The organism is Polymorphobacter sp. PAMC 29334, from assembly GCF_019431245.1.
Classification (GTDB): domain Bacteria; phylum Pseudomonadota; class Alphaproteobacteria; order Sphingomonadales; family Sphingomonadaceae; genus Polymorphobacter_B; species Polymorphobacter_B megasporae.
The window spans coordinates 892654-916717 of sequence record NZ_CP080243.1; the positions used below are offsets into that span (position 1 = coordinate 892654).

Below are 24064 nucleotides of genomic sequence, written 5' to 3' on the forward strand. Positions count from 1 at the left end.
AGTGGGTTCGGTTATACAAGTGTCGCGGCGAGGCGCAAACGCTTTGTTGCGGGGAGAATGGGCGGGTTGCTCGACCGCGGGTGCAAACGGTCATCCCGCAAAAGCAGGGGCCCATCTCCAAGGGACAGTTGATAAGTCCCCGCGCTCACGAGGCTCAGCGTCATTGTATCAGCGAAATATCATCCGCCGGAGAAATTGCCGTGAGACGTAGCGTCAGGCGCGCCGCCACGTCGTGCCGCCGGGGCCGTCTTCGAGAATGATGCCCTGCGCCACGAGATCGTCGCGGATGCGATCGGATTCGGCGAAGTTCTTGTCGGCGCGCGCAGCGGTGCGGGCGGCAACGAGGTCGTCGATGGTCGTGGCGACCGGCGTCGCATCCGAGGTCGCCAGAACAAGTTGCTCGGCATGCTCGGGGATCGGCTCGAGCAATCCCATCAGCCCCATCGCCGCGCGCATCCCGCCGACGTCGTCGAGGCGCGACAGGCGCGCGATCGCCGCCACCACGGCGGGTGTGTTGAGGTCGTCGGCCAGCGCGGCAATCACGCGCTCGGGCACCTCGGTCGCGGCGACGTCCGAGCGTCGAACGAAACCCTGCCAGCGGTCGAGCGTCGCCTTGCTCTGCGTGAGCAAGTCCTCCGTCCACGCCAGCGGCTGCCGGTAATGCGCGCTCAGCAGCGCCAGCCGCAGGACTTCGCCGCTCCACCCCTGCTCTAATAGTGCATCGACCGTGACCACATTCCCCAGCGACTTCGACATCTTCGTGTCGCCCATGCTGAGAAAGCCGTTGTGCATCCATACCCGCGCCAGCGGCGCACCGTCGTGGGCGCAGCTCGACTGGGCGAGTTCGTTCTCGTGGTGGGGGAAGATCAGGTCGAGTCCGCCGCCGTGGATGTCGATCGTGTGCCCGAGATGTGCGGCGATCATCGCCGAGCATTCGATGTGCCACCCCGGACGCCCGCGGCTCCACGGCGATTCCCAGCCGGGCTGATCGTCTGCCGAAGGCTTCCACAGGACGAAGTCGGCGGGGTTGCGCTTGTACGGCGCGACCTCGACGCGAGCCCCGGCGATCATCTCGTCCAATGGGCGGCGCGACAGCCTGCCGTAATCGCCCGGCGCGGCAACGTCGAACAGGACGTGGCCCTCGGCTTCATACGCGGCCCCCTTGGCGATCAGGTCGCCGATCATCGCGACCATCTGCGGGACATGATCGGTCGCGTGCGGCGCGAGATCGGGCGGCTGGATGCCGAGTGCACCCATGTCGGCAAGGTAGTGCGCCTCATAGCGGTCGGTGATGACCTTGGGGTCGACGCCTTCCGTGACCGCCGCCGCCATGATCTTGTCGTCGATGTCGGTGATGTTGCGCGCGTAGATGACGTTTTTCGCGCCGTAGGTGTGGCGGAGCAAGCGCTGGAGCGCGTCGAACACTACTGCAGGCCGCGCGTTGCCGATGTGCGCGCGCCCGTAAACCGTCGGGCCGCAGACGTACATCGTGACCCGCGCGGGATCGGCAGGTTCGAAGTCGACCTTCGCCCGGCGCATCGTGTCGTAGAGGCGGATGTTGCTCACAGCGGGGTCTTGCTGCCGCTGTCGAGCAGCCGGTCGAGCGCGCCGCGATCGTCCTTGTCATAGCCCTTGGCGGCAGGATGCCCGCGGCTGGGCCGGTCGTGCCCGGCGCGGTCGCTGCTCGCCGGATCGTCGACCGTTGCCGCCGGGGCCGGGTGGCGGCGCTTCTCGACAAAATCGACCATCGCCTTCGACGTCACTTCGAGCAGCGGCGCGGTCCGCGATGCGGTCAGCCACAACGGGCGCGGCGCGCCGTCCTCCATCGTGTCGTAGCCGAACTGGACGATCAGGAACAGGATCGATGCCCCGATCAGCCCCTTGAACGCGCCAAAGCCGAGGCCGAGGACGCGGTCGACCGGGCCGACCACCGATGATTTCGTGCGGTCGCCGAGCTCCCCCGCGATCATCCGGAAAACGATGAACGTCGTCAGGAAGATCGACGCGAAGGCGAGGATGGCCGCGCCAGAATCGGTTCCAGTGATGTGGAGCGCAACGGTCTTGCCGACCGGATACAGGAATCGCACCGCCATGATCGCCGCGACCCACGCGAGCAGCGACAGCACCTCGGTCACGAACCCGCGCGCGAGGCCGGCGAGGCCCCCGAGGAGGATGAGCAGGAGGACGACGATGTCGAGGGCGGTTAGGCTGGCCATGATGGAGGGGGTGTTAGCGGGTCCCGCCCATGCCGTCATCCCCGCCTTCGCGGGGATGACGGCCAACATTTTAGTCAGGTCTTCACGCCCAAATGATCGACCAGCCCGGCGAGCGTGCGGAACTTCGCCGTGCGCATGCCGCCGCTCGCATCGGTGCTCCCCGGCACCAGCGCCGCGGCGAACCCGAGCTTCGCCGCTTCCTTGAGCCGCAGCCCGGCGTGGCCCACCCCGCGGACTTCACCCGACAGCGCGATCTCACCGAACGCGACGGTGTCGTGGCCGACCGGGGTCTCGGTCAGCGCCGAGACGAGCGCGGCGGCGACGGCGAGGTCGGCGGCAGGGTCGTTGATTCTCAGGCCGCCGGCGACGTTCAAATAGACCTCGCAATTCGAGAAGCTCAGGCCGCAGCGCGCTTCGAGGACCGCGAGGATCATCGCCAGCCGCGCGGTGTCCCAGCCGACGACGGCGCGGCGCGGGGTCGCCCCTGACGGCAGGCGGACGACGAGCGCCTGGATTTCGACGAGGACCGGTCGCGTGCCCTCCAATGCCGGGAACACCACCGCGCCGCTGACCGCGTGCTCGCGGTCGGTGAGGAACAGGCTCGATGGGTTGGCGACCTCCTCGAGCCCGTCGGCCCCCATCGCGAAGACGCCGATCTCGTCGGTGCCGCCGAAGCGGTTCTTGACGGCGCGGAGAATGCGGTACTGGTGGCTGCGCTCGCCTTCGAAATACAACACGGTGTCAACCATGTGTTCGAGGACGCGCGGGCCGGCAATCTGACCGTCCTTGGTGACGTGGCCGACGAGCACGAGCGCCGCGCCGCTGGTCTTGGCATAGCGGATCAGCTCGTGGGCGGCGGCGCGGACCTGGCTGACGGTGCCGGGCGCGCCTTCGAGCGTGTCCGAATGCATCGTCTGGATCGAATCGATGACGACGAGGCCCGGCGTCGTGCCCTGTCCGAGCGTCGTCAGGATATCGCGCACCGACGTCGCCGCCGCGAGCGCGACGGGTGCCTTGGCCAGCCCCAGCCTCCGGGCGCGGAGGCGGACCTGGTCGGCGGCCTCCTCCCCCGAGATATACGCGACGCGGGTGCCGTCGAGCGCCATCCGCCCGGCGGCCTGCAACAATAGCGTAGACTTGCCGATCCCAGGGTCGCCACCGATCAGCACCGCCGACCCCGCAACCAGCCCGCCGCCGAGCGCGCGGTCGAGTTCGGCGATCCCGGTCGACGTGCGCGGCGGGATCGCGACGTCGTCGTCGAGCCCGGTCAGCCCGATGCCGCGACCGCCGCTGCTCAGCGAGTGCTTGGCGCTGAAGGCGGTAACGACCGGGGCCGCCTCCTGCTGGATCGTGTTCCACTCGTTGCAGTCGCCGCATTGCCCCGCCCAGCGCGGACTCGTTGTCCCGCACGATTGGCAGACGTAGCGAACGGCGGCGCGGGCCATGCGATCTCCGGTGAACGAAGCGGGAACATAGGCGCGCGGGCGACGGCACGCAACCGGATTACTTGCGGGGGTGCCGTCGGTAATCAAGCCAATCTTAATGGATTATGGTTATTGAACCGTAACGACTTGGGTGCCGGGGATTTGGGCGCGCACAAGATTGGCGATGGGGATGGGCATGACACGATTTTTCAAGCGCTTGGCGATTGCCGCGATTTTGGTGCTCCCGGCCGCCGCCGACGCCAGCGTGTGGAAGATCAATGGCGTGTTCAGCGATGGCACCGCGCTGGCCGGACGCTTCTCGTTCAACGTCTACGGCTTCCTCGACACCGCGCACCTGACGACGAAAGCGCAGGGCGTGTTCACCGGGGCGACCTATGCGGTCCCCAGCGACTCGGCGTCGAACACCGCGTTCGGGCTCGACGTGAACCAGCACGATTACACCGCCGACCTTCATCTCGGCTTCGTGTCGGATATCACGACGGCGACCGGCAGCGTCGCGCTGCTGACGTCATCGTACGAGTGCCGCGGGTCGGGGAACTGCTACAACGCGAGCGGCGGCGACGTCCGCTATCTGGTCTCGGGGGTCGCGACGGTCCCCGAGACGGCGACGTGGGTGATGCTCGTCGCCGGGCTGGGCTTTGCCGGTGTCGCACTCCGCTACCGCCGCCTAACGCGCGCCTGATCCGCCTTCGCCTTGCGGCTGACCGGTGGCGACGGTCAGGCTGGCATCGCGGTCAATAGAGCTGCCAGAGGAGCGCGACCGCCACTGTCAGCAGGCCGATGCCGGCAAAAAAGGTCGCTTCGGCAATCCGCTCGATCCACTGCCTCGGCTTTTCGCTGCGGATCACGACGTACGACAGGAACGTGCTGCAGAGCAGGCACAGCGCCGCCACCCACGCCACCTCGTCGGCATAGGTGATTGCCGTCGAATGCGTCAGCCGCAGTCCGGTGAGGATGAAGAAGCACACGCCGAGCAGGTTGGTCGCGGCATTAAGGATATTGGGGTGGCGATCCATGCCCCTGCTTGGCACTTCGCCGCGTGGCTGTCACCGCTCGCGCCGCGCGCCTAGACCGCTTTCGGTTTGCGGTTGACCAGCGCTGTGATGATTGGGCTGCTCAGCAGCGGGATCAGCGCAAGGTGCGGCGAGACCATCGCAAAGCCGAACGCGAGGACGCCGACGATGATGGGGGCGGAGCCCGCACGCGCCCAGCGACGCAGGTCGTCGAGCCCGCCCGGCGCGGCGAGCGGCCCCTTCATCGCATAGCGCTCGAGAAGCAGGTTGAGGACGCCCGCGAACGTCAGCCACCCAGCATAGACGCCGACCGCGACCCGCGTGCTGACATAATGGCTGACGAGCGCGGTCGGGAACGGCATGAACGCGATCGTCATCAGGAACAGCATATTGCGCCAGATCAGCCCGTCGTCGACGCTCTGCAGCCGCCCGAAGACACGGTGATGGCCGATCCAGAAGCGCCCGATGACGAAGAAGCTGACGAAGAAGCCGATATATTGCGGGATGAGATCGGCGAGCCCCTGCGCGATGCCCTGCTCGGTCTCCGGCGTCGTCACCGGCAGATGGACCTCGATGATCAGCAGCGTGATCGCGATCGCGAACACCGCGTCGCTGAAGAACGCCAGCCGCTCGAGCTGGAAACGGTCGTGGCTCTTGTCGGTCATGTCGCCCCCTGAGCCGTGAAACTATTCGGGGTTCCGGCCGAATGATAGCGTAGATGGACGGCAGGGAGGCGTGACGATGCGCGAGAAGGAATTGCGGCTCGCGCTCGTCTGCTACGGCGGGGTCAGCCTCGCGATCTACATGCACGGCATCACCAAGGAGGTGTGGAAGCTGCTCCGCGCGTCGGCGGCGCGGACGCACGGCGAGGCACCGCCGGGCGATACCGAGATCGTCTACGCGGCGCTGCTTGATGAACTCGAGCCGCATCTCAACCTCCGCGTCCTCGTCGACATCGTCGCGGGGGCGTCGGCGGGAGGCATCAACGGCATACTGCTGTCGCACGCGATCGCCGGCGGGCACGACATGGAGCCGCTCCGCGACCTGTGGCTGGCGGGGGCCGACGTCGACCGGCTGCTCGATCCGCAGGCGGTCGCGCACGGGCGCATGAGCAAATGGTGGGCGACGCCGCTCGTCTGGTACGCCCGGTCGAAGGGCTATGGCATGGCCGACGACGTCGTCGATCCGGCGGCGCGGGTCGAGGTTCGCGCCAAGCTGTCGCGCTTCATGCGCTCGCGCTGGTTCCGTCCGCCGTTCTCGGGCGTCGGCTTCACCGCGATGCTGTACGACGCGCTCAAGGCGATGGAGATCCATGCGCCTGCGCCGCCGTTGATCCCGGAAGGGCTGCCGCTCGACCTGTTCGTCACGGTGACCGATTTTCACGGGCGCCCCGAGGCGCTCGCGCTGCATTCGCCGCCGCAGATCATCGAGACCGAGCATCGGCTGGTGATCGACTTTCACAGCAGTGGTGAACATGCCGGGCCACGCAGCATCGGCGATCCCGCCGAACTCGCCTTCGCCGCGCGCGCGACCGCGTCGTTTCCGGGGGCCTTCCCGCCGGCGCAGGTCGGCGAGATCGACGCGGTGCTCGCCGAGCGCAATGCGGCGTGGCCAGGGCGGACGGCGTTCCTCAAGCGGATCTTCCCGCGCCGCGCAGCAATGGGGCAGGTCTATGAGCAGGCCTCGCTGATCGATGGCAGCGTGCTTAACAACCGTCCGTTCGGCCCGGCGATCGAGGCGCTGCGTCACCGCCCGGCGCACCGTGAGGTCGACCGCCGCTTCGTCTATATCGACCCCAAGCCCGGCGCGCACGGCGGCAAGAGCACGCCCGGGGAGCCGCCGGGGTTCTTCACGACGATCCTCCGCGCGCTCGCCGACATTCCGCGCGAGCAGCCGATCCGCGACAATCTCGAGGCGATCGCGGCGCTGTCGGTGCGGGTCCGGCGGCTGCGGCAGGTCGTCGACGGCATGGCGGGGCAGGTCGACACGGCGATCGAGGGGGCAATCGGCGCGCGCTTCTTCTTCCTGCCGCTGTCGGCGGCGCGGCTGTCGGACTGGCGGTCGCGGGCGCAGACGGTCGCGGCGCAGCGTGCGGGCTTTGCCTATTCGGCATACGGCCAGCTCAAGCTCGCGCAGGTCGTCGACGGCATTGCTGCGCGGATCGCCGCACTCGGCGGGTCGGGCCCGGGCGTCACTGCTTATGTTGCCAGCCAGGCGCTCGTCGTCGAGGATGCCGCCGAGCGCGGCGGGGCGGGGTCGGCGTATGTCGGCTTTCTGCGGCGTTTCGATCTCGACTTCCGCATCCGGCGGCTTCGCTTCCTGCTGCGGCGGTTGAACCGGCTCGCAGTGGCGCAGATCGACTTGGCCGACCGCCATGCGATCGAGGCGCTCAAGGCATCGATGTACGCGTTGCTCGCCCCGTATCTCGACCGGCGGCGCGACGAGTTCTACGGCGATGACGTCCGCGCCGGCGTGGCGGGCGAACCGGCGGCGGCGATGGCGGCGTTCGAGGCGGCGCTCGACCTGCGCGCGCTCGACACCGCGACCGACGCGCGGCTGGTCGAGCTGTTCGCGATGGACCTGACCAAGGATGTCCGCCGTGCGCTGCTCCGCGCCTATCTCGGCTTTCCGTTCTACGACATCGCGATGCTGCCGCTGCTCCAGGGCGACGGGCTCGACGAATTCGATGAGATCAAGGTCGACCGGATCGCGCCGGAGGACGCGACGACGATTCGCGGCGGCGGCTATATGGCGACGCTCAAAGGGACGCAGTTCAACTCGTTCGGCGCGTTCTTCAGCCGCGCCTACCGCGAGAACGATTATCTGTGGGGCCGCCTCCACGCCGCCGACCGGCTGATCGACATCGTCGTGTCGACGGTCGACGATGCGATCGACCCGGTACGGATCGCCGCGCTCAAGAAAAAGGCGTTCGACGCGATACTCGACGCCGAACGCCCGTTCCTGACGGCAATTCCCGACCTGTTCGCGACACTGCGCCGCGAGATCGACGCGGCTTAGGCGGCCGCTGCGACTGCCCGGCGTGACCGCATTCCGGCACCGACAAAGCCGAAGCCGCTGATCATCAACGCCCATGCCGCCGGCTCGGGAACCGAACCGATTGCGACGCTGGCGCCCTGGGTGGTCTCGACGCGATACCCGTGGAGGTTCGACCCAGTGAAGTCGGCATAACCATATTGGGTGCCACTGCCGCTATCGAAGCGGAAGCCGAGAATGCTTTCCGAGCCCGAATACTGGATTGTCGTCGGGGTCGCGAACGACGAGAAGCCGATGAACGTCGTCGGCCCGATGTCGCCGCCGCGGTTGGCGAAGAATACCGACGGCTGCGGGCTCGAGTAGAAGGGGAAGCCGAGGCTCGTGACCTCGAGCCCGCCGCCGGTCGAGACCGCCTCCGGGCTGAACGAATAGGCGCTCTTGTCGATCGTGCTCAGCGTCAGGCTGTTTCCGCCGCCGGTGTCGATGGTGTACGGCGTATTGTAGGTGCTTGCGTTGACGATCGTCGTCACGACCTTGGCGTTCGCCGTCGCGGCGACACCGATCGCCATTATTCCGATGCTGCCCGTTATCCAGAATCGCATGCTCGTCTCCATCGCCATCTCAAAGTCCCTCGCGGCACTACGCAGCTGGAGGGTGGGCGGACGCGCGTTTGGTTAACTATAAGCCTGTATTTGCGATGAACCGTTGCGGTACAGATCGATCGATCAGGATGGTTAATACCCCTTCGGCATTCAACCGCCGAAACGAGGTGTCGCCGACGTGAAAACGGCGCGGCGGGATTCCCGCCGCGCCGTCTCGAAGTTCGGTGCTTGCTGGCTTACTGTGCCTTGATCGCCCCCGACGACATGCCCTTGATCATGTCGAGGTGCTTCTCGACGACCGGGACGATCATGCCGGCGGTGGCCTTGAGCTGCGGCTTGTCGCCCGACATCGCGAACTGCTTCTGGAACATCAGCGTGTCGCGGTGCGCCTGGATCTGCTGCTTCTTGTACAGCGTGTCGCGCGCGGTGCCCGATGTCCGCTTCATGCTGTCGATCATCGACTCCTGCTTGGAGGTCATCTTCGGGGTCATCGCGGGCAGGCCATCGGCGGCGGCTGCCGCCATGACGTCGCTGGTCGACTTACCGTGGTCGGCGATCATCATCTGCGCGAAGCTGGCTACCTGCGGATCGGCGCTGCCGGTCTCGAGCTTCGCCGATTCGATTTCGAACATGTCGGACGCGCCGGCCTTCATCACATAGGTCTTCGCGGGCAAAGCGATCGCCGAGGCGGCGACGGGGACCAGCGTGACGGCGGCAGCGGCGAGGAAAGTGAATGTCTTCACGGGAAACTCCTGTTTACGATGGTGCCGGTCAATGCCGCTCCGGTTCGCAGGTTCCCGCCGGGTTGCGCGCGCGGGACCCCCATGCTAACGCCCCGCTCGCCTAGCGCCGGGGGCCGCCCTGCGGTTCCGCGTGGGGCATATCCGGGGCAAATCTGCTCTTTGGCTTCCTGTTTGGGCGAGTTTCGTGGAAACATCGGGCGGCATCGTTGCTGGACTATCGGGGCGTTATGCCACAGCCCTGTTCGACCTCGCGCGCGACGCGAAGGCGATCGACGCGGTTGCGGCGAGCCTCGCGTCGGTCACCGCTGGCCTCGCCGAATCGGCTGACCTGCGGATGCTGACGACGAGCCCGATGATCGACCGCGTCACCGCGACCCGGACGATCGAGGCGGTTGCGGGCGCGATGCAGCTTGATCCGCTGACCGCGAAATTCCTCGGCGTCCTCGCGCACAACCGGCGGCTGTCGGCACTGCCCGCGATCATCCGCGACTTTTCCAAGCTGACCGCGAGCCAGCGCGGCGAGATCACCGCCGAAGTGACGAGCGCGCATCCGCTCGACGCCGACCAGCAGGTCCAGCTTAAGGCGAAGCTCCGCGCCGGTCTCGGTGCCGATGCCGCCCTCATTCTCAACGTCGATCCCGAAATCCTCGGCGGGCTGATCGTCCGCGTCGGAAGCCGGATGGTCGACAGCTCGATCCGCACGAAATTGAACACGCTCGCCACGGCGATGAAAGGCTGACGATGGACATCCGCGCCGCAGAAATCTCGAAAGTCATCCGCGACCAGATCGCTTCGTTCGGCACCGAAGCGCAGGTCAGCGAAGTCGGCCAGGTCCTGTCGGTCGGCGACGGCATCGCCCGCGTCTTCGGCCTCGACAATGTCCAGGCGGGCGAGATGGTAGAATTCCCCGGCGGCGTGCAGGGCATGGCGTTGAACCTCGAAGCCGATAACGTCGGTATCGTCATCTTCGGCTCGGACTCGGGCATCAAGGAAGGCGACACCGTCAAGCGCACCGGCACGATCGTCGACGTACCGATCGGCAAGGGCCTGCTCGGACGCGTCGTCGACGGCCTCGGCAACCCGATCGATGGCAAGGGCCCGATCGAAAACGTCACGCGCAGCCGCGTCGAGGTCAAGGCTCCCGGCATCATCCCGCGTAAGTCGGTCAACGAGCCGATGCAGACCGGCCTCAAGGCGCTGGACGCGCTCGTTCCCGTTGGCCGCGGCCAGCGCGAGCTGATCATCGGCGACCGCCAGACCGGCAAGACCGCCGTCGCGATCGACACCTTCATTAACCAGAAGGCCCCGAACGCCGCCGCCGGTGACGACGACAGCAAGAAGCTGTTCTGCATCTATGTCGCGATCGGCCAGAAGCGTTCGACCGTCGCCCAGATCGTCCGCGCGCTCGAAGAGAATGGCGCGATGGAGTACACCATCGTCGTCGCCGCGACCGCGTCGGAGCCCGCGCCGCTTCAGTTCCTCGCCCCGTACACCGGCTGCACGATGGGCGAATATTTCCGTGATAACGGCATGCACGCGGTCATCGTCTACGACGACCTGTCGAAGCAGGCGGTCGCGTATCGCCAGATGTCGCTGCTGCTCCGCCGTCCGCCGGGCCGCGAAGCCTATCCCGGCGACGTCTTCTATCTCCACTCACGCCTGCTCGAGCGTGCCGCGAAGATGTCGGATGCGCACGGCAACGGCTCGCTGACCGCGCTGCCGATCATCGAGACGCAGGCGGGCGACGTCTCGGCGTACATCCCGACCAACGTCATCTCGATCACCGACGGCCAGATCTTCCTCGAGACCGAATTGTTCTTTCAGGGCATCCGCCCCGCGATCAACGTCGGCCTGAGCGTGTCGCGCGTCGGTTCGGCCGCACAGACCAAGGCGATGAAGAAGGTTGCCGGCACGATCAAGCTCGAGCTCGCCCAGTATCGCGAGATGGCGGCGTTCTCGCAGTTCGGCTCCGATCTCGACGCCTCGACCCAGAAGCTGCTCAACCGCGGTGCGCGCCTGACCGAACTGCTCAAGCAGGGCCAGTACAAGCCGATGCCGTTCGAGGAGCAGGTTGTTTCGATCTTCGCCGGGGTCAACGGCTTCCTCGACAAGGTGCCGACGAAGGACGTGACGCGCTACGAGGCCGGCTTGCTCGCCGAGGCGCGGACCAACCACGCCGACGTCCTCACCGCGATCCGCACGTCGAAGGACATCAGCGACGACACGAAGAAGGCGCTGAACGCGATGCTGACCGAATTCGGGCGAACGTTCGCGTAAGCGGGCGGCTGGGGAAAGCTAGATGGCATCGCTCAAAGCGCTCAAGCTGCGGATCTCGTCGATCAAGTCGACGCAGAAGATCACCAAGGCGATGAAGATGGTCGCCGCGGCGAAGCTGCGCCGGTCGCAGGAAGCCGCCGAGGCCGCGCGTCCGTATTCGGAGCGGATGGCGGCGGTGATGGCGTCGCTTGGCTCACGGATCACCGTCGGACCTGAGTCGCCGAAGTTGCTCGCCGGTACCGGGGCCGACCAGACGTATTTGCTCGTCGTCGTCACCTCGGAGCGCGGGCTCGCGGGCGGGTTCAACACCAACATCGTCCGCATGGCGCGCAAGCGTGCCGACGAGCTGATCGCGCAGGGCAAGACCGTCAAGCTGCTCCTCGCCGGGCGCAAGGGCCGCGCCGCGTTCATCCGCACCCACCGCGACATGATCCTCGACACGCTCGACCTCGTCCACGGCAAGGCGCAGCTGTTCGCCGACGCGCAGGTCATTGCGCAGCAGGTCATCGACCGCTTCAACAAGCACGAGTTCGACATCGCCGAGCTGTTCTTCTCGCGCTTCCGCTCGGCGTTGGTTCAGGAGCCGACGACGGTCCAGCTGATCCCCGCCGCGCTGCCGGTCGCCAAGACTGCCGAGCCCGTCGTCGCCGCTGGAGGCCCGCCCCCCGCTGCGATCGAGTATGAGCCCGACGAGGAATCGATCCTTGCTGACCTGCTCCCGCGTAACCTTGCGGTGCAGATCTTCCGCGCGATGCTCGAGAACCAGGCGAGCTTCTTCGGGGCGCAGATGACCGCAATGGACAACGCCACGCGCAACGCCGGCGACATCATCACCCGCCTGACGATCGTCTATAACCGCACCCGCCAGGCGGCGATCACGACCGAACTGATCGAGATCATCGCGGGCGCCGAATCGCTGTGATCGCGCGCGCTCTTCTCGCGCTCGGAGCGCTGGCGATCGTCGCTGCCGCGCCCGTCGGGCCGAGCGCGACCGAATTCACCGCGCTGCGGACCGCGAAGGGCGAGACGTGCCCGCCGATGCGCAAACTGTCGTGCGCCGCACTCGGTGACCCGAGCGAGCTGAAGTGTTCGTACCAGGAGCGCTTTACACGCGCGAAGTGGACGCCGACGACCGCGCTCGTCGCGAAAAACGGCACCGGCTGGGATTGGCTCGACGGCGGCCCGCGCTGCTCGTCGCTGCCGCAGCACTAGGATCGGAACGATGGCGTACACGACCACGGCAACGACGAAGGGCGGGCGCGAAGGCCGCGCCATGCTCGATACCGGCGCGCTCGCGCTGGCGATGGCTCCGCCGAAGGAAATGGGCGGCGCGGGCGACGGGCATAATCCGGAGCAGCTGTTCGCGCTCGGCTATTCGGCATGCTTCGGTTCGGCGCTGATGCTCGTCGCGCGCAAGCACGGCGTCGACGGCGCGAAGGCGCGCGTCTCTGCAGCGGTCACGCTCGGCCAGAGCGACACCGGCTACGACCTGTCGGTCGAACTCACCGTGTCGGTGCCCGGCGAGGACCACGCCAAGGTCGAGGCGATGGTCGCCGAAGCCCATCAGATCTGCCCCTATTCGAAAGCGACACGCGGCAATATCTCCGTGACGCCGACCGTCGTCTGACCGATTTCTAAGGACCGCATCATGGCCACCACTCCCACCACCAATAACATCGGCCGCGTGTCGCAGGTCATCGGCGCCGTCGTCGACGTCCAGTTCGACACCGCGCTCCCCGCGATTCTGTCGGCGCTCGAAACCCGCGTCGAGGACCGGCGGCTCGTCCTCGAGGTCGCGCAGCACCTCGGTGAGAACACCGTCCGCACGATCGCGATGGACGCGACCGACGGCCTTGTCCGCGGCCAGCCCGTCACCGACACCGGCTCGCAGATCCGCGTCCCCGTCGGTCCGATGACGCTCGGACGCATCCTCAACGTCATCGGCGAGCCGATCGACGAGCGCGGCCCGGTCAATGCCGACATCACGATGCCGATCCACGCCGAGGCGCCGCTGTTCATCGACCAGTCGACCGAGAGCGCGATCCTCGTCACCGGCATCAAGGTCATCGACCTGATCGCCCCGTACGCCAAGGGCGGCAAGATCGGCCTGTTCGGCGGCGCCGGCGTCGGCAAGACCGTGCTGATCCAGGAACTGATCAACAACATCGCCAAGGGCCACGGCGGCACGTCGGTGTTCGCCGGCGTCGGCGAGCGGACCCGCGAGGGCAACGATCTCTACCACGAATTCCTCGAAGCCGGCGTCATCGCCAGCGACGCCGACGGCAATGCGATCAGCGCCGGGTCGAAGGTGTCGCTGTTCTACGGCCAGATGAATGAGCCGCCGGGAGCCCGCGCCCGCGTCGCGCTGTCGGGCCTGACCAATGCCGAATATTTCCGCGACGTCGAGGGGCAGGACGTCCTGTTCTTCGTCGACAACATCTTCCGCTTCACCCAGGCCGGCTCCGAAGTGTCGGCGCTGCTCGGGCGCATCCCTAGCGCCGTCGGCTACCAGCCGACGCTCGCGACCGACATGGGCCAGCTGCAGGAGCGGATTACCTCGACCAACAAGGGGTCGATCACCTCGATCCAGGCGATCTACGTCCCCGCCGACGACTTGACCGACCCGGCCCCGGCGACGTCGTTCGCCCACTTGGACGCGACGACGACGCTCAGCCGCTCGATCGCCGAGCTCGGCATCTACCCCGCCGTCGACCCGCTCGACTCGACCAGCCGCGTCCTCGAGCCGCGCACCGTCGGCGACGAGCATTATGCCGTCGCGCGCTCGGTCCAGGAGGTGCTGCAGAAGTACAAGTCGCTCCAGGACATCATCGCCATTCTCGGCATGGACGAGCTGTCGGAAGAAGATAAGCTGACCGTCGCCCGCGCCCGCAAGGTCCAGCGCTTCCTCAGCCAGCCGTTCCACGTCGCCGAGATCTTCACCGGCACCCCGGGTGTGTTCGTCGCCATCGAAGACACGATCAAGGGCTTCAAGGCGATCGTCGCGGGCGAATACGACCACCTCCCCGAAGCGGCGTTCTACCTCGTCGGCACGATCGAGGACGCAGTCAAGAAGGGCGAGCGGCTGGCGCAGGACGCGGCATAATGGCCGAAACGCTCCACTTCGAGCTCGTCAGCCCCGAGAAGCTCCTGCGCTCGGGTGAGGTATACATGGTCGTCGTTCCCGGCACCGAGGGCGACTTCGGCGTGCTGCCGGGCCATGCGCCGCTCGTGTCGACGATCCGCCCCGGCGCAATCCAGGTGTTTCCGACGAGCATGAACGATGTGCCCGAGCGCATCTTCATCGACGGCGGTTTCGCCGAGGTCGGTCCCGACGGGCTGACGATCCTCGCCGAAAGCGCGATCCCGGTCGGCGAACTCGATGTCGAGGGTGCAGCCCGCGATCTCGCCGCGGCGCGCGAGGCGCTCCGCTCCGCGAGCGGTGAGCCCGAGATAGCGGCGGCCGAAGTCCGCATCGCCAAGCTCGAAGCTATGCAGGCGGTCGCGGTCAACTAAGCCACGTGAATCGCTCGAAAGTCGTAACCTTCGGGTTAATGGCAACTTTCGCGCGACTTTGGTATTGATCGCGTAATGACCGGCTGGACCCCTGACGAAATACCGTGGGCGCGCTTCGAGCGCGCTGCGGTCGACGCCGACCTGCTCGCGGTGATCAAGACCGCTGCGCTCGTCGAGGCGAACGCCGCCGACTATGTCGCATACCTCAGCGGCGTGTTCGCGGGTGACGCGGCGTTCCTCAGCGAAATCGAGCGCTGGGGGGTCGAGGAGCAGCAGCACGGCGCGATCCTTGGGCGCTGGGCCGAGCTCGCCGACCCGGGGTTCGACTTTGCCCGCGCACTCGATGATTTTCGCGCCGGGTTCCAGATTCCGCAGGGCGCCGACCAGTCGATCCGGGGATCGCGCTGCGGCGAGCTGGTTGCCCGGCAAGTCGTCGAGACCGGCACCTCGTCCTTTTACTCGGCGATCCGCGATGCGACGCCCGAGCCGGTGCTACAGGCGATCGCCGGGCGCATCGCCGCCGACGAATTCGCGCACTATCGCCTGTTCCAGACGCATTTCACCCGATACCACGCCGCTGCGCCGGTCTCGTTGCGCACCCGGCTGGTCGTCGCCGTCACGCGCTTCAGCGAGGCGGGCGACGACGAACTCGGCTGGGCATGGTTCGCTGCGAACGTCCTGCCGCACGACCGCACCGCGCAATATCATCGCCGCTACACTCGTGAATACGGCATCCGTGCACTCCGGCTGTACCGCCGCCGCCACGTCGATAACGGCGTGCGGATGCTGCTTCGCGCGGTTGCCTTGCGCCCCAATGGCACGCTGTTCCGCATGGCGTCGGCGGCGATGTGGGGCCTTCTCCGCCTGCGGGTCGCTACCGCCGCAGGATGACGTACCACGCGCCGCCGCCGCCGTGGCGCGGGTGGGCGGGGCGCAGCGCGGCGATATAAGGACGCAGGTCGGACGACTGGAGCCAGTCGCGGAGCGAGGCGCGGATCACGCCGCGCGGACGCCCAAAGTTATTGGCAACCTCGTCGCTGTCGCGCGCACCCTTGCCGGTAATGACGAGCATGACCCGCGCGCCGCCGGTCGCCGCCTCGACGATCATCCGCGTCAACAGTGCATGGGCGCGGTCGCGCGTATAGCCGTGGAGGTCGACCGTCAGGTCTGGGGCGAGCCGCCCGGTCCGCATCTTGCGGTCCCAGCCGCCATCGAGCGTCGCCGCGTCGACCGCGATCCGGTTCGCCGCGGGCGCGCGCTTCGGCGGCGCAGGTGCTGGCGGCGGCTGGTCGACGATGACGCGCGGGGCGGGGCCGACGATCGGGCGGACGCGTCCGGGAAGCGGCCGGATCGACGCCGCGACCTGCGCCCACAAGGCGCTCTCGTCAGGGTGCAGGCGGCGCGCCATGGACCAGCCTTTCGGCGGCGGCGGCAGGCAGGAGCAGGGTGACGCTGCCGGTCGACGACAGCCCGCCGGCGGTGGCGCGCGCCGCTGCTCCGGCTCCCCAGAAAACGTCGAGCCGGTTCGCACCCTTGATCGCGCCGCCGGTGTCCTGCGCGACGACAAGGGTGCGGAACGGCGCGCCGTCGACCGTCGTGTCGAGCCACACGGGGCCGCCGAGGACGACGAACTTCGGGTCGGCGGCGACGCTGACGCGTGGGGTCAGCGGGACGCCGATCGCGCCGGTCGGGCCGAGGTCGGCGGGGGTCGTCAGGACGCGGAAGAAGACATAGCTGCGGTTGGCGCGCATCAGCTCGCGCCCGTCGGCGGGGTGGCTGCGCATCCAGCCGATGATGCCGTCCATCGTCGCCTGCCCGGGAGCGAGGACGCCGCGATCGCGGAGCAGCTTGCCGATCGCAGTGTAGGCGTGGCCGTTCTGGCCGTCGTAGCCGACACGAAGGATAGTGCCGTCGGGCAGCCGCAGTCGTCCCGATCCCTGGATCTCGAGGAAGAACGCCTCGTACGGATCCGCCGCCCACGCAAGTTCGAGGCTGCGACCGGTGAGCGCGCCGTCGTCGATCGCGGCACGATCGAAATAGGGAACGAAGGTCTTGCCCGCGATCCGCCCGCGGACGTGCTTGCCGGTCAGGCTGGTGTCGAATGTACTGAGGTCGAGGTCGATAAGGTCGGGCGGGCGGCGGTAGAGCGGCACCGCGAAGCCCGGCGCTGCGGTGCGCGACCCGGCGAGTTCGGGCTCGAAATAGCCGGTGTCGAGGCCGCGGCCGTCACCGGCGACCACGGGGCGGAGCGCGGTGGCGAAGAATGCGCGCGGGTCGGTCGCGGTCGCGGCGGCGGCACAGGCGGCGGTCCAGTCGCCGGGCAGCGTCAGCCCGCTTGCGTCGGTCCGCTTGAGTAACGCTGGGCATGACCGGCGAAATGCGGTCAGCGCCGGGCCGAAGTAGGCGGTCGCAAAACCCGGACGGCTGGCGAGCGGCGCAGCAAAAGTAATCGTGGGGCGCGGTGTCTCGGCCTTGACGGCGACGCGAGAAGGAGCGGGCGGGACCGTCGCAACCTTAACGCCGCCCGCGCAACCCGCGAGCACCAGACCGGCGGCAACGGCGAGCGCCCGCAACGGGGCGAGCCGGAACGTCACCGCTTACGCGTGAACGTCGGTGGCGATCAGGAGCCAGGCCGGATCGTAGGTGCCGACATGGCGGCTGAACGTCCAGACGTCGTGGGTCTCCGCATCTGCGGTCGAACCCTCGGCGACGATATCGGCGTCGAAGCGAACGGTGACTTCGGCCATCTGCCCGATCATCTGCGCCGCGGTGATCGCCGCCGCGTCGATGCGAACGAGCTTGTTCGCCAGGGCGGTGCCCCCACGCTGCTCGATCGCGCGCTGGAAGTGCGTCGCGACCTCGTCCGAGACGAGCTTGTCCATCGCCGCGGCATCGCCCGACCAATAGGCTTCGAGGATCATGCGGTACGCGGCCTGGGCGCCGGTGACGAACTTCTCCGGCTCGAAGCTCGGGTCGGCGTCGGCAACCGCCTGCAGTGCGGGAGCAAGGTCGGCGGCGGTGCCGGTAGGAATGGTGATGAGGCGGCGCGCCGGGGCCTCGACGCGGGTCGCGGCAACGGGCACCACCGCGGGGTTGCCCGGGCGAAACGCATCACCGACCGGCTTCTCGCTGCCCGTCCGCTTGCCGAGGACGCTGACGAGGCGCAGCCCGATGAAGCCAGCGAGCATCGCCAGCAGCACGATCTCGATCCAGGTTCCGCTGTCCGACATTGGTCTTCGCCTCTGGTAACGTACCGAACCATAGCAACGCACGGCGCGCCGGTCCATCGGTGTGACATAGGTGCACGCACCTGCGGTACAACCGGCCCCTCCAACGCTTGCGCGCCCGGTTGGTGCCTGATAGCGGGTCGGTCCGGCATTTTCCCAGATGAGAGACAAGACATGGTCGACGAGACCGAAGGCTTCATGGGCGCGAGCAGCGGAAACGGCGTCGACGCCGAAGCGCTGGCGCAGCCGCAGGTCAGCATCCTGACCCAGTACACCAAGGACATGTCGTTCGAGAACCCGAACGCGCCCGCGTCGCTCCAGATGGAGACCCAGCCGCGAATCGAGATCAACGTCAACGTCAACGCCCGCCGCGCGGGTGACGACCTGTACGAGGTCGAGCTGAAGATCGAGGCGCGCGCGTACAACAACGACCAGACCGCGTTCGTCGTCGACCTGCTGTACGGCGGGCTGTTCGCGATCCGCAACCTGCCCGAGGAAGCGCTCGAGCCGTTCCTCGTCGTCGAGGCACCGCGCATCCTGTTCCCGTTCGCCCGCCGCATCGTCGCCGACGCGACCCGCGACGGCGGCTTCCCGCCGCTGCTGCTCGAGCCGATCGACTTCGGCTCGCTGTATATGGCGCAGCAGGCGCAACTCGCCGAGGGTGCCGGCGCTCCCGCGATGGGGAATGCCTGAGCGAAGGCGCGGCCGTCCGGCAGCGAAGCGAGCGCCCTTGCGTTCGTTAGCAGCCGGCGGACTCGCGCCGAGCCGGACGGCGGGGCGGCCGGTTAGTCCCGCCGAACCTGTCCGTGGGCACGGCTTTGTCGCGCTCTTTTGCGGACCGTCGATCGCACATCGCGTCCCCCAATCGCCCGGCACGCTATGAACCTCGTCCGCGCCACCGGCACGATCGGCGGCCTGACCCTGATCAGCCGCGTTCTCGGCTTCGCCCGCGACGTTCTGTTCGCGCGCTTCGTCGGAGCGGGCCTCGCGTCCGACTGCTTCCTGATCGCCTTCCGTCTGCCCAACCTGTTCCGCGCTCTGTTCGCCGAGGGCGCGTTCTCCGCCGCGTTCGTGCCGATGTTCAGCCGGACGCTCGGGCCGGGGCGCGGCGACGGGACGGGGGGCGACCTTGCCGCCGGGCGGGTGTTCGCCGAGCAGGTGCTGTCGGTCCTGCTCCCGGTCCTCGCCGGGTTCACGATCCTTATGGTCGCGCTTGCCGGACCGGTGGTGTGGGCGATGACCGGCGGCTTCCCCGACGCCAGTCCCGAGAAATACCGCCTCGCGGTCGAGTTCACCCGCATCACCTTTCCGTATCTGCTGCTGATCAGCCTCGTCTCGCTGCTCGGCGGCATCCTCAATTCGATCGGGCGCTTCTGGGTCAACGCCGCCGCGCCGATCCTGCTCAACCTCGCGCTGATCGCCGGGCTGACGCTGTTCCACGGCGCGACGCCGGTCGAAAGCGCGCGGGTCCAGTCGGCGGCGGTGACCGTCGCGGGCATCCTCCAGTTCGTCTGGCTGCTGTGGGCGTGCCACCGTGCGGGCATCAACCTGCGGCTGACATGGCCACGGCTGACCCCGCCGGTCCGCGCCTTGCTGCGGGTAATCGGCCCCGCCGCGCTCGGCTCGGGGGCGGTCCAGTTCAACCTGCTGATCTCGACCGCGCTCGCCGCGCGCTTCCTCGGCGAGGGCGCGATCAGCTATCTCTATTACGCCGACCGCCTCAACCAGCTGCCGCTCGGGCTGATCGGCATCGGCATCGGCACCGTCCTGCTGCCGACGCTGTCGCGCCAGCTTGCGGGCGGGCTCGAAGCTCAGGCGATGCACACGCAGAACCGCGCGATCGAACTCGTTTTACTGCTGACCCTCCCCTCCGCCGCCGCGCTTGTCGTCAGCGCCGGGCCGATCATTCATACCTTGCTCGAACACGGCCGCTTCACCGCCACCGCTTCGGTCGCGACCGCCGGAGCGCTCGCGACCTTCTCGCTCGGGCTCCCGGCGTATGTGCTGATCAAGGTGCTGACCCCGGGGTTCTACGCGCGGTCGGACACCAAGACGCCGGTGCGGATCGCGGTCGCATCGATGCTCGTCAACCTTGTCGGCAACATCGCCCTGATCTGGCCGCTCGGAATCCTCGGCATCGCACTGTCGACCGCGATAGCGGCGTGGGTCAATGCCGGGCTGCTTTACCTCACCCTCCACCGCCGCCGCCATTTCAGCGTCGACCACCGTCTGCGCAAGAATGCATGGCGGCTCGTCGCGGCGAGCGCGGTCATGGCGGCGGTGCTGCTCGTCGCTGACCGCCTCGTCGCGCCGTGGATGACCGGCAGCCTCGTCGAACGCGGCGTCGCGCTCGCGCTGTTGATCGCGGGCGGCGGGATCGCCTATGTCGTGGCGGCGTATCTCCTCCGCGCCTTCTCGCTCGCCGACCTCAAGAGCCAGCTCCGCAGGGCCCCCAAATGAACCGCGTTTTCTCCGGCATCCAGCCGACCGGCAACCTCCACCTCGGCAACTACCTCGGCGCGCTGCGCAACTGGGTGGCGATGCAGGACGGGACCGGCGGGCATCCGGCCTACGAGTGCATCTATTGCATCGTCGACCTCCATGCGATCACGATGCCGCACGACGCGAGCGGACTGGCGGATGCGACGCGGTCGATGGCGGCGGGTATCCTCGCTGCCGGGATCGATCCGGCGAAGACGGTCCTGTTCGCCCAGAGCGCGGTTGCGGTTCACGCCGAACTCGCGTGGGTGCTGATGAGCATTGCCCGCACCGGCTGGCTCGACCGCATGATCCAGTTCAAGGAGAAGCGCGGGAAGGACGCCGAGGGGCCGAGCGTCGGGCTGTACGTCTACCCCGTCCTCCAGGCCGCCGACATCCTCGGCTACCGCGCGAGCCACGTCCCCGTCGGCGACGACCAGAAGCAGCACCTCGAACTCGCCCGCGACATCGCGATCAAGTTCAACGCGACCTACGGCGAGGGGCTGCTCGTGCCGCCGCAGCCGGTGATCGGCGGGGCGAAGGGGGAGGCGGCGCGGATCATGTCGTTGCGCGACGGCGCGGCGAAGATGTCGAAGTCCGACCCGGCCGACGCGAGCCGGATCGACCTGACCGACACCGCCGAGGCGATCGTCGCCAAGATCAAGCGCGCCAAGTCCGACGCCGACGTGCTTCCCGACACCGCTGCCGGACTCGAGGGCCGCCCCGAGGCGCGCAACCTCGTCGGCATCTATGCGGCGCTGGCTGGAATGACCGTCGACGCGGTGCTGGCCGAGTATGGCGGCAAGGGTTTCGGCGCATTCAAGCCGGCGCTCGCGGAGCTGACGGTGGCGAAGCTCGCGCCGATCAATGCGGAATACGTCCGCCTGATCGCCGATCCGGGGCACATCGACACCGTCCTGCGCGATGGTGCCATGCGCGCTCGCACGATCGCCGAACCGGTGCTGGCAAAGGTCTACGACGCGGTTGGATTCCTGCGATGACCGGGACAGGTTGCATGCGTTCGCGGAAATCCTGAACCGTTACGCTGCCACCGGCCGTCGACGACGCAGCGCGGTGCCGACGAGTCCGAACCCGCCGATCATCAACGTCCAGCTCGCCGGTTCCGGAACAGCACCACCTTCGAGCGAAAAGGCGAGATCGGTTGGCAGAGCCGTACTCTCACCGAAAAAGACCTGATAGGCCGTGCCGTTGCCGCCGTTGCCTGCCGCCCAGCCCCATGATGGCGGGTAAGTCAGGTCCGGAACGATCGACAGCCAGTACTTCGTCCCGCTGGTCGCGGCGAAATCGACCGCCGCCGAATACGAACCAACGACGCCGGTAAGGCTTTCGCCGGCATTGCCCGCGATCTTCGTGCTGTAGAGAGTCGCACCGGGCGCCGAGGAGGAGTCGGCGGAGAACGTCAGTGTAAAGGCGGTGATGGTGCTGGGCGCGCCGACGAAATACGCTCCAACGAAGTCGACCGTGGTAATTCTGGCCGAGCTTCCGAGCGTAAAGTCATCCGATGCGACGGCAAAATAGCCATACGTCCCGGAGGTGTCGTTCTGGCTGGCGTAAGCGGCGCCGCCCGACGTCGCCGACTGCGAATAAAGCGTCGAGGCACCCGCCGATGCAGCACTGACCAGTAGCATCGACACGAAGAGGATTTTCATAATCAATTGACCTAGCAGTGCATTGCCGTTCAGTAATTTGAGCAAGAAGCGTGCCAAAACGTTAACCAATTGAAATCTTTGTCGGGCGACGGTGTGATCGGAATCAGACTGTAAACGTGCCCGACAATCTACGACTTTCGACCAGCGGGGCGAAGGAGCGCTGCTGTTTTCCGACCGTCGATCGCCCTAATCGTCCGGCTGGCTTGAACCGTCGCGCCCGGACGCCATATTCGAGGGACAGGAACCCTCTGCCGCGTATTCGGGTTCACACCTTATTCACCGCCAGGTCGATAAGGCGGTTCATCATTCGTTTCGAGGGTAGCCACATGCGTTTTGCCACTATTGCTCCGCTGGTCGCGCTGACCCTCGTCGGTGCCTGCGCCGAACCGTTCGAGGCGCGGGTCGCGCGCTTCCAGCAGCTTCCCGCCCCCTCAGGCCAGACCTTCACGATCCAGTCGCGTGACGCGCGCAAGGCGGGCGGGCTCGAGTTCGCGACCTACGCCAACCTGGTCACGCAGCGCCTCGAGGCGGTTGGCTATCGCCCCGCCGCCGATCCGCGCGCCGCGACGCTCGTCGTCAACTTCGACTATGCCGTCGGCATGCCGCGCGAGCGGATCGAGTCGACCCCGGGCTTCGGCTATGGCTACGGCGGCTTCGGCCCGTACGGCGGGTTCGGCTACGGCGGTTTCGGCCGTCGCGGGTTCGGCTATGGCGGCTTCGGTTACGGCGGCGGTTTCGGCGGGTTCGGTTATGGTGGCTTCGGCGGCTATGGCTACGGCCCCGAGATTTATTCGGTGACCCAGTACAACAGCTACGTCGACATGCGGATCAATCGTGTCGCCGACAATCTCAGCGTCTTCGAGGGCCGCGCCGAGACCGTCGCGACGACGAACGACCTGACCAAGCTGGTCCCGAACTTGATCGCCGCGATGTTCACCAACTTCCCCGGCAATTCGGGTCAGACGGTCAAGGTTCGCGTCGATACGTCGAAGCACCTCGGATAAATCCGGCGTTCCGGATGCGCGCCACTGCGGCGGTGCGGTTCGGGACGGGGTGCGGTCGATGTGCGGGGTGTGTGCGGCAGGCCGGATCAGGCCTCGCCGCGCATCATCTTTCGGTAACCGTCGGCGATCACGTTGTGACAATGCAGCGCCAGCGCTTTGCGGTCGGCGAAGTCGGCGACTTTGACGGCCGGGAAAAATCGTAACTCTGCCCGTACCTTACCGAGCGACATGAAGCTGAGCATATGCGGCGCGAGCGCGGTGTCGCCGATCCACGCGATGTCGGGCAGCCGCTCCCGTGTGATCGGGATGCCATTGAGCCGAGTATAAGCGATCGCGACCGGCTGGATGATGAAGTCCTCGCACCCAGGTCCCTCGATCGCGGCAAATAGTGCCGACTTGAACGGCAGCACCGAGACGCCGTCGCTATTGGTTCCTTCGGGGAACAGGATGACATTCTCACCCGCCGCGAGACGCTCGACTATCGCATTGCGCGCTTCACCGGTCTTCTGCCGACGGTCGCGTTCGACATAGACTGTCCGGCTCAACGTCGATAGCCAGCCGACCGGGCCGTAATTGGCAACTTCGGACTTCGCCACGAACGCCGCAAGGATATTGCTTCCCATTACGGGAATATCGGCCCAGCTGACGTGGTTGGCGACGAACAGCACCCCCCCGCGCCGCTCCTGCCGCCCGTGAACGACGACATGGATGCCGAGCGACCGGGTCAAGGCGCGATGGAAAAGCCACGGAATTCGCGGGCGATTCTTGGGGGAGATCCGCCGCATCGCCAGTTCGATCGGCACCAGCGCCGCCGCCGCCGCGCCGATCCCAGCAAACGCCCGTGTCCGCCCGAAGCCACGCCCGCGCACCGGACGCATCCGT

Annotated in this window: 26 protein-coding genes; 14 read left to right on the forward strand and 12 right to left on the reverse strand. The window is 67.4% G+C overall.

Annotation, left to right across the window (positions count from 1 at the left end; translation table 11 throughout):
• Positions 1–213 precede the first annotated feature (213 nt).
• From cysS to radA, 3 genes are read right to left on the reverse strand one after another with little or no spacing between them, the layout of a single operon-like run.
• Positions 214–1566 (reverse strand): cysteine--tRNA ligase, encoded by a 1353-nt coding sequence (cysS, locus tag KZX46_RS08065; protein WP_226896175.1) that lies wholly within the window; start codon positions 1564–1566, stop codon positions 214–216.
• A complete protein-coding gene (locus KZX46_RS08070) occupies positions 1563–2285 on the reverse strand; it encodes a CvpA family protein (protein WP_226896176.1) in 723 nt (240 codons plus the stop codon). Before KZX46_RS08070 ends, cysS begins: the two co-directional genes overlap by 4 nt.
• A 5-nt stretch (positions 2286–2290) precedes the next feature.
• Positions 2291–3661, reverse strand: coding sequence for a DNA repair protein RadA (radA, locus tag KZX46_RS08075; RefSeq protein WP_216709681.1), 1371 nt, complete (start codon positions 3659–3661; stop codon positions 2291–2293).
• Between the two features lie 175 nt (positions 3662–3836).
• Between radA and KZX46_RS08080 the strand changes: the two genes are divergently transcribed.
• Positions 3837–4343, forward strand: a complete 507-nt coding sequence (locus KZX46_RS08080; protein WP_219776171.1) for a PEP-CTERM sorting domain-containing protein — start codon at positions 3837–3839, stop codon at positions 4341–4343.
• A 52-nt stretch (positions 4344–4395) separates the two neighbouring features.
• Here KZX46_RS08080 and KZX46_RS08085 read toward each other — a convergent pair whose 3' ends face one another.
• Together KZX46_RS08085 and KZX46_RS08090 are read right to left on the reverse strand one after the other, a co-directional pair.
• The gene (locus KZX46_RS08085; protein ID WP_219776172.1) at positions 4396–4677 is read right to left on the reverse strand and encodes a hypothetical protein; all 282 of its coding nucleotides are present in this window, start codon (positions 4675–4677) and stop codon (positions 4396–4398) included.
• A 50-nt stretch (positions 4678–4727) separates the two neighbouring features.
• Positions 4728–5339, reverse strand: a complete 612-nt coding sequence (locus tag KZX46_RS08090; protein WP_219776173.1) for a TMEM175 family protein — start codon at positions 5337–5339, stop codon at positions 4728–4730.
• 76 nt (positions 5340–5415) lie between these two features.
• Between KZX46_RS08090 and KZX46_RS08095 the strand changes: the two genes are divergently transcribed.
• Complete coding sequence (locus tag KZX46_RS08095; RefSeq protein WP_219776174.1) at positions 5416–7692, forward strand: patatin-like protein; 2277 nt, start codon at positions 5416–5418, stop codon at positions 7690–7692.
• Here KZX46_RS08095 and KZX46_RS08100 read toward each other — a convergent pair.
• A complete protein-coding gene (locus KZX46_RS08100) occupies positions 7689–8270 on the reverse strand; it encodes a PEPxxWA-CTERM sorting domain-containing protein (protein WP_226896177.1) in 582 nt (193 codons plus the stop codon). The genes KZX46_RS08095 and KZX46_RS08100 overlap by 4 nt on opposite strands.
• A gap of 236 nt (positions 8271–8506) precedes the next feature.
• On the reverse strand, positions 8507–9013 hold the full coding sequence (locus KZX46_RS08105) for a DUF4142 domain-containing protein (protein WP_219776175.1): 507 nt from the start codon (positions 9011–9013) through the stop codon (positions 8507–8509).
• A gap of 184 nt (positions 9014–9197) precedes the next feature.
• On the opposite strand from KZX46_RS08105, the gene KZX46_RS08110 reads away from it, so the two are divergent.
• From KZX46_RS08110 to KZX46_RS08145, 8 genes are all read left to right on the forward strand, one after another.
• Positions 9198–9752: a F0F1 ATP synthase subunit delta gene (locus tag KZX46_RS08110; RefSeq protein WP_219776176.1), complete on the forward strand. Its 555-nt coding sequence runs from the start codon at positions 9198–9200 to the stop codon at positions 9750–9752.
• Between the two features lie 2 nt (positions 9753–9754).
• A complete protein-coding gene (gene atpA / locus KZX46_RS08115) occupies positions 9755–11290 on the forward strand; it encodes a F0F1 ATP synthase subunit alpha (protein ID WP_219776177.1) in 1536 nt (511 codons plus the stop codon).
• 22 nt (positions 11291–11312) lie between these two features.
• Positions 11313–12212, forward strand: coding sequence for a F0F1 ATP synthase subunit gamma (locus KZX46_RS08120; RefSeq protein ID WP_219776178.1), 900 nt, complete (start codon positions 11313–11315; stop codon positions 12210–12212).
• On the forward strand, positions 12209–12502 hold the full coding sequence (locus KZX46_RS08125) for a hypothetical protein (RefSeq protein WP_219776179.1): 294 nt from the start codon (positions 12209–12211) through the stop codon (positions 12500–12502). The genes KZX46_RS08120 and KZX46_RS08125 overlap by 4 nt, the downstream gene beginning before the upstream one ends.
• Positions 12503–12512: 10 nt before the next feature.
• On the forward strand, positions 12513–12917 hold the full coding sequence (locus tag KZX46_RS08130; RefSeq protein ID WP_219776180.1) for an organic hydroperoxide resistance protein: 405 nt from the start codon (positions 12513–12515) through the stop codon (positions 12915–12917).
• Between the two features lie 21 nt (positions 12918–12938).
• A complete protein-coding gene (gene atpD, locus KZX46_RS08135) occupies positions 12939–14393 on the forward strand; it encodes a F0F1 ATP synthase subunit beta (protein ID WP_219776181.1) in 1455 nt (484 codons plus the stop codon).
• On the forward strand, positions 14393–14803 hold the full coding sequence (locus KZX46_RS08140) for a F0F1 ATP synthase subunit epsilon (RefSeq protein WP_216709669.1): 411 nt from the start codon (positions 14393–14395) through the stop codon (positions 14801–14803). Before atpD ends, KZX46_RS08140 begins: the two co-directional genes overlap by 1 nt.
• Positions 14804–14878: 75 nt before the next feature.
• Complete coding sequence (locus KZX46_RS08145; RefSeq protein WP_219776182.1) at positions 14879–15694, forward strand: ferritin-like domain-containing protein; 816 nt, start codon at positions 14879–14881, stop codon at positions 15692–15694.
• Here the strand turns inward: KZX46_RS08145 and KZX46_RS08150 are convergent.
• From KZX46_RS08150 to KZX46_RS08160, 3 genes are read right to left on the reverse strand one after another with little or no spacing between them, the layout of a single operon-like run.
• Positions 15678–16211 carry a Smr/MutS family protein gene (locus tag KZX46_RS08150; RefSeq protein ID WP_219776183.1) on the reverse strand — a complete coding sequence of 178 codons (534 nt, stop codon included), beginning with the start codon at positions 16209–16211 and terminating at the stop codon, positions 15678–15680. The genes KZX46_RS08145 and KZX46_RS08150 overlap by 17 nt on opposite strands.
• The gene (locus KZX46_RS08155) at positions 16189–17397 is read right to left on the reverse strand and encodes a murein transglycosylase A (protein ID WP_226896178.1); all 1209 of its coding nucleotides are present in this window, start codon (positions 17395–17397) and stop codon (positions 16189–16191) included. Before KZX46_RS08155 ends, KZX46_RS08150 begins: the two co-directional genes overlap by 23 nt.
• A gap of 3 nt (positions 17398–17400) precedes the next feature.
• Positions 17401–18033, reverse strand: coding sequence for a Tim44/TimA family putative adaptor protein (locus KZX46_RS08160; protein WP_219776184.1), 633 nt, complete (start codon positions 18031–18033; stop codon positions 17401–17403).
• A gap of 171 nt (positions 18034–18204) precedes the next feature.
• On the opposite strand from KZX46_RS08160, the gene secB reads away from it, so the two are divergent.
• From secB to trpS, 3 genes are all read left to right on the forward strand, one after another.
• On the forward strand, positions 18205–18723 hold the full coding sequence (secB, locus tag KZX46_RS08165) for a protein-export chaperone SecB (protein WP_219776185.1): 519 nt from the start codon (positions 18205–18207) through the stop codon (positions 18721–18723).
• A 186-nt stretch (positions 18724–18909) separates the two neighbouring features.
• Positions 18910–20490: a murein biosynthesis integral membrane protein MurJ gene (gene murJ / locus KZX46_RS08170; protein ID WP_219776186.1), complete on the forward strand. Its 1581-nt coding sequence runs from the start codon at positions 18910–18912 to the stop codon at positions 20488–20490.
• A complete protein-coding gene (gene trpS, locus KZX46_RS08175) occupies positions 20487–21509 on the forward strand; it encodes a tryptophan--tRNA ligase (RefSeq protein ID WP_219776187.1) in 1023 nt (340 codons plus the stop codon). The genes murJ and trpS overlap by 4 nt, the downstream gene beginning before the upstream one ends.
• 39 nt (positions 21510–21548) lie before the next feature.
• Here the strand turns inward: trpS and KZX46_RS08180 are convergent, their stop codons facing one another.
• Entirely contained in the window at positions 21549–22223 is a 675-nt protein-coding gene (locus KZX46_RS08180; RefSeq protein WP_226896179.1) for a PEPxxWA-CTERM sorting domain-containing protein, read from the reverse strand.
• A gap of 281 nt (positions 22224–22504) precedes the next feature.
• Between KZX46_RS08180 and KZX46_RS08185 the strand changes: the two genes are divergently transcribed.
• Positions 22505–23182, forward strand: coding sequence for a DUF4136 domain-containing protein (locus KZX46_RS08185; RefSeq protein WP_219776188.1), 678 nt, complete (start codon positions 22505–22507; stop codon positions 23180–23182).
• An 86-nt stretch (positions 23183–23268) separates the two neighbouring features.
• Here the strand turns inward: KZX46_RS08185 and KZX46_RS08190 are convergent, their stop codons facing one another.
• On the reverse strand, positions 23269–24060 hold the full coding sequence (locus KZX46_RS08190; RefSeq protein ID WP_226896266.1) for a 1-acyl-sn-glycerol-3-phosphate acyltransferase: 792 nt from the start codon (positions 24058–24060) through the stop codon (positions 23269–23271).
• Positions 24061–24064: the final 4 nt, after the last annotated feature.

Coding starts and splice junctions, on each gene's coding strand:
- KZX46_RS08095 (WP_219776174.1), top strand. CDS start 5,416: ATGCGCGAGAAGGAATTGCGGCTCGCGCTCGTCTGCTACGGCGGGGTC.
- KZX46_RS08140 (WP_216709669.1), top strand. CDS start 14,393: ATGGCCGAAACGCTCCACTTCGAGCTCGTCAGCCCCGAGAAGCTCCTG.
- murJ (WP_219776186.1), top strand. CDS start 18,910: ATGAACCTCGTCCGCGCCACCGGCACGATCGGCGGCCTGACCCTGATC.
- KZX46_RS08100 (WP_226896177.1), bottom strand. CDS start 8,270: ATGCGATTCTGGATAACGGGCAGCATCGGAATAATGGCGATCGGTGTC.
- radA (WP_216709681.1), bottom strand. CDS start 3,661: ATGGCCCGCGCCGCCGTTCGCTACGTCTGCCAATCGTGCGGGACAACG.
- KZX46_RS08190 (WP_226896266.1), bottom strand. CDS start 24,060: ATGCGTCCGGTGCGCGGGCGTGGCTTCGGGCGGACACGGGCGTTTGCT.
- KZX46_RS08070 (WP_226896176.1), bottom strand. CDS start 2,285: ATGTTGGCCGTCATCCCCGCGAAGGCGGGGATGACGGCATGGGCGGGA.
- KZX46_RS08145 (WP_219776182.1), top strand. CDS start 14,879: ATGACCGGCTGGACCCCTGACGAAATACCGTGGGCGCGCTTCGAGCGC.
- KZX46_RS08080 (WP_219776171.1), top strand. CDS start 3,837: ATGACACGATTTTTCAAGCGCTTGGCGATTGCCGCGATTTTGGTGCTC.
- KZX46_RS08185 (WP_219776188.1), top strand. CDS start 22,505: ATGCGTTTTGCCACTATTGCTCCGCTGGTCGCGCTGACCCTCGTCGGT.
- KZX46_RS08130 (WP_219776180.1), top strand. CDS start 12,513: ATGGCGTACACGACCACGGCAACGACGAAGGGCGGGCGCGAAGGCCGC.
- KZX46_RS08150 (WP_219776183.1), bottom strand. CDS start 16,211: ATGGCGCGCCGCCTGCACCCTGACGAGAGCGCCTTGTGGGCGCAGGTC.
- KZX46_RS08085 (WP_219776172.1), bottom strand. CDS start 4,677: ATGGATCGCCACCCCAATATCCTTAATGCCGCGACCAACCTGCTCGGC.
- secB (WP_219776185.1), top strand. CDS start 18,205: ATGGTCGACGAGACCGAAGGCTTCATGGGCGCGAGCAGCGGAAACGGC.
- trpS (WP_219776187.1), top strand. CDS start 20,487: ATGAACCGCGTTTTCTCCGGCATCCAGCCGACCGGCAACCTCCACCTC.
- KZX46_RS08090 (WP_219776173.1), bottom strand. CDS start 5,339: ATGACCGACAAGAGCCACGACCGTTTCCAGCTCGAGCGGCTGGCGTTC.
- KZX46_RS08160 (WP_219776184.1), bottom strand. CDS start 18,033: ATGTCGGACAGCGGAACCTGGATCGAGATCGTGCTGCTGGCGATGCTC.
- KZX46_RS08120 (WP_219776178.1), top strand. CDS start 11,313: ATGGCATCGCTCAAAGCGCTCAAGCTGCGGATCTCGTCGATCAAGTCG.
- atpD (WP_219776181.1), top strand. CDS start 12,939: ATGGCCACCACTCCCACCACCAATAACATCGGCCGCGTGTCGCAGGTC.
- atpA (WP_219776177.1), top strand. CDS start 9,755: ATGGACATCCGCGCCGCAGAAATCTCGAAAGTCATCCGCGACCAGATC.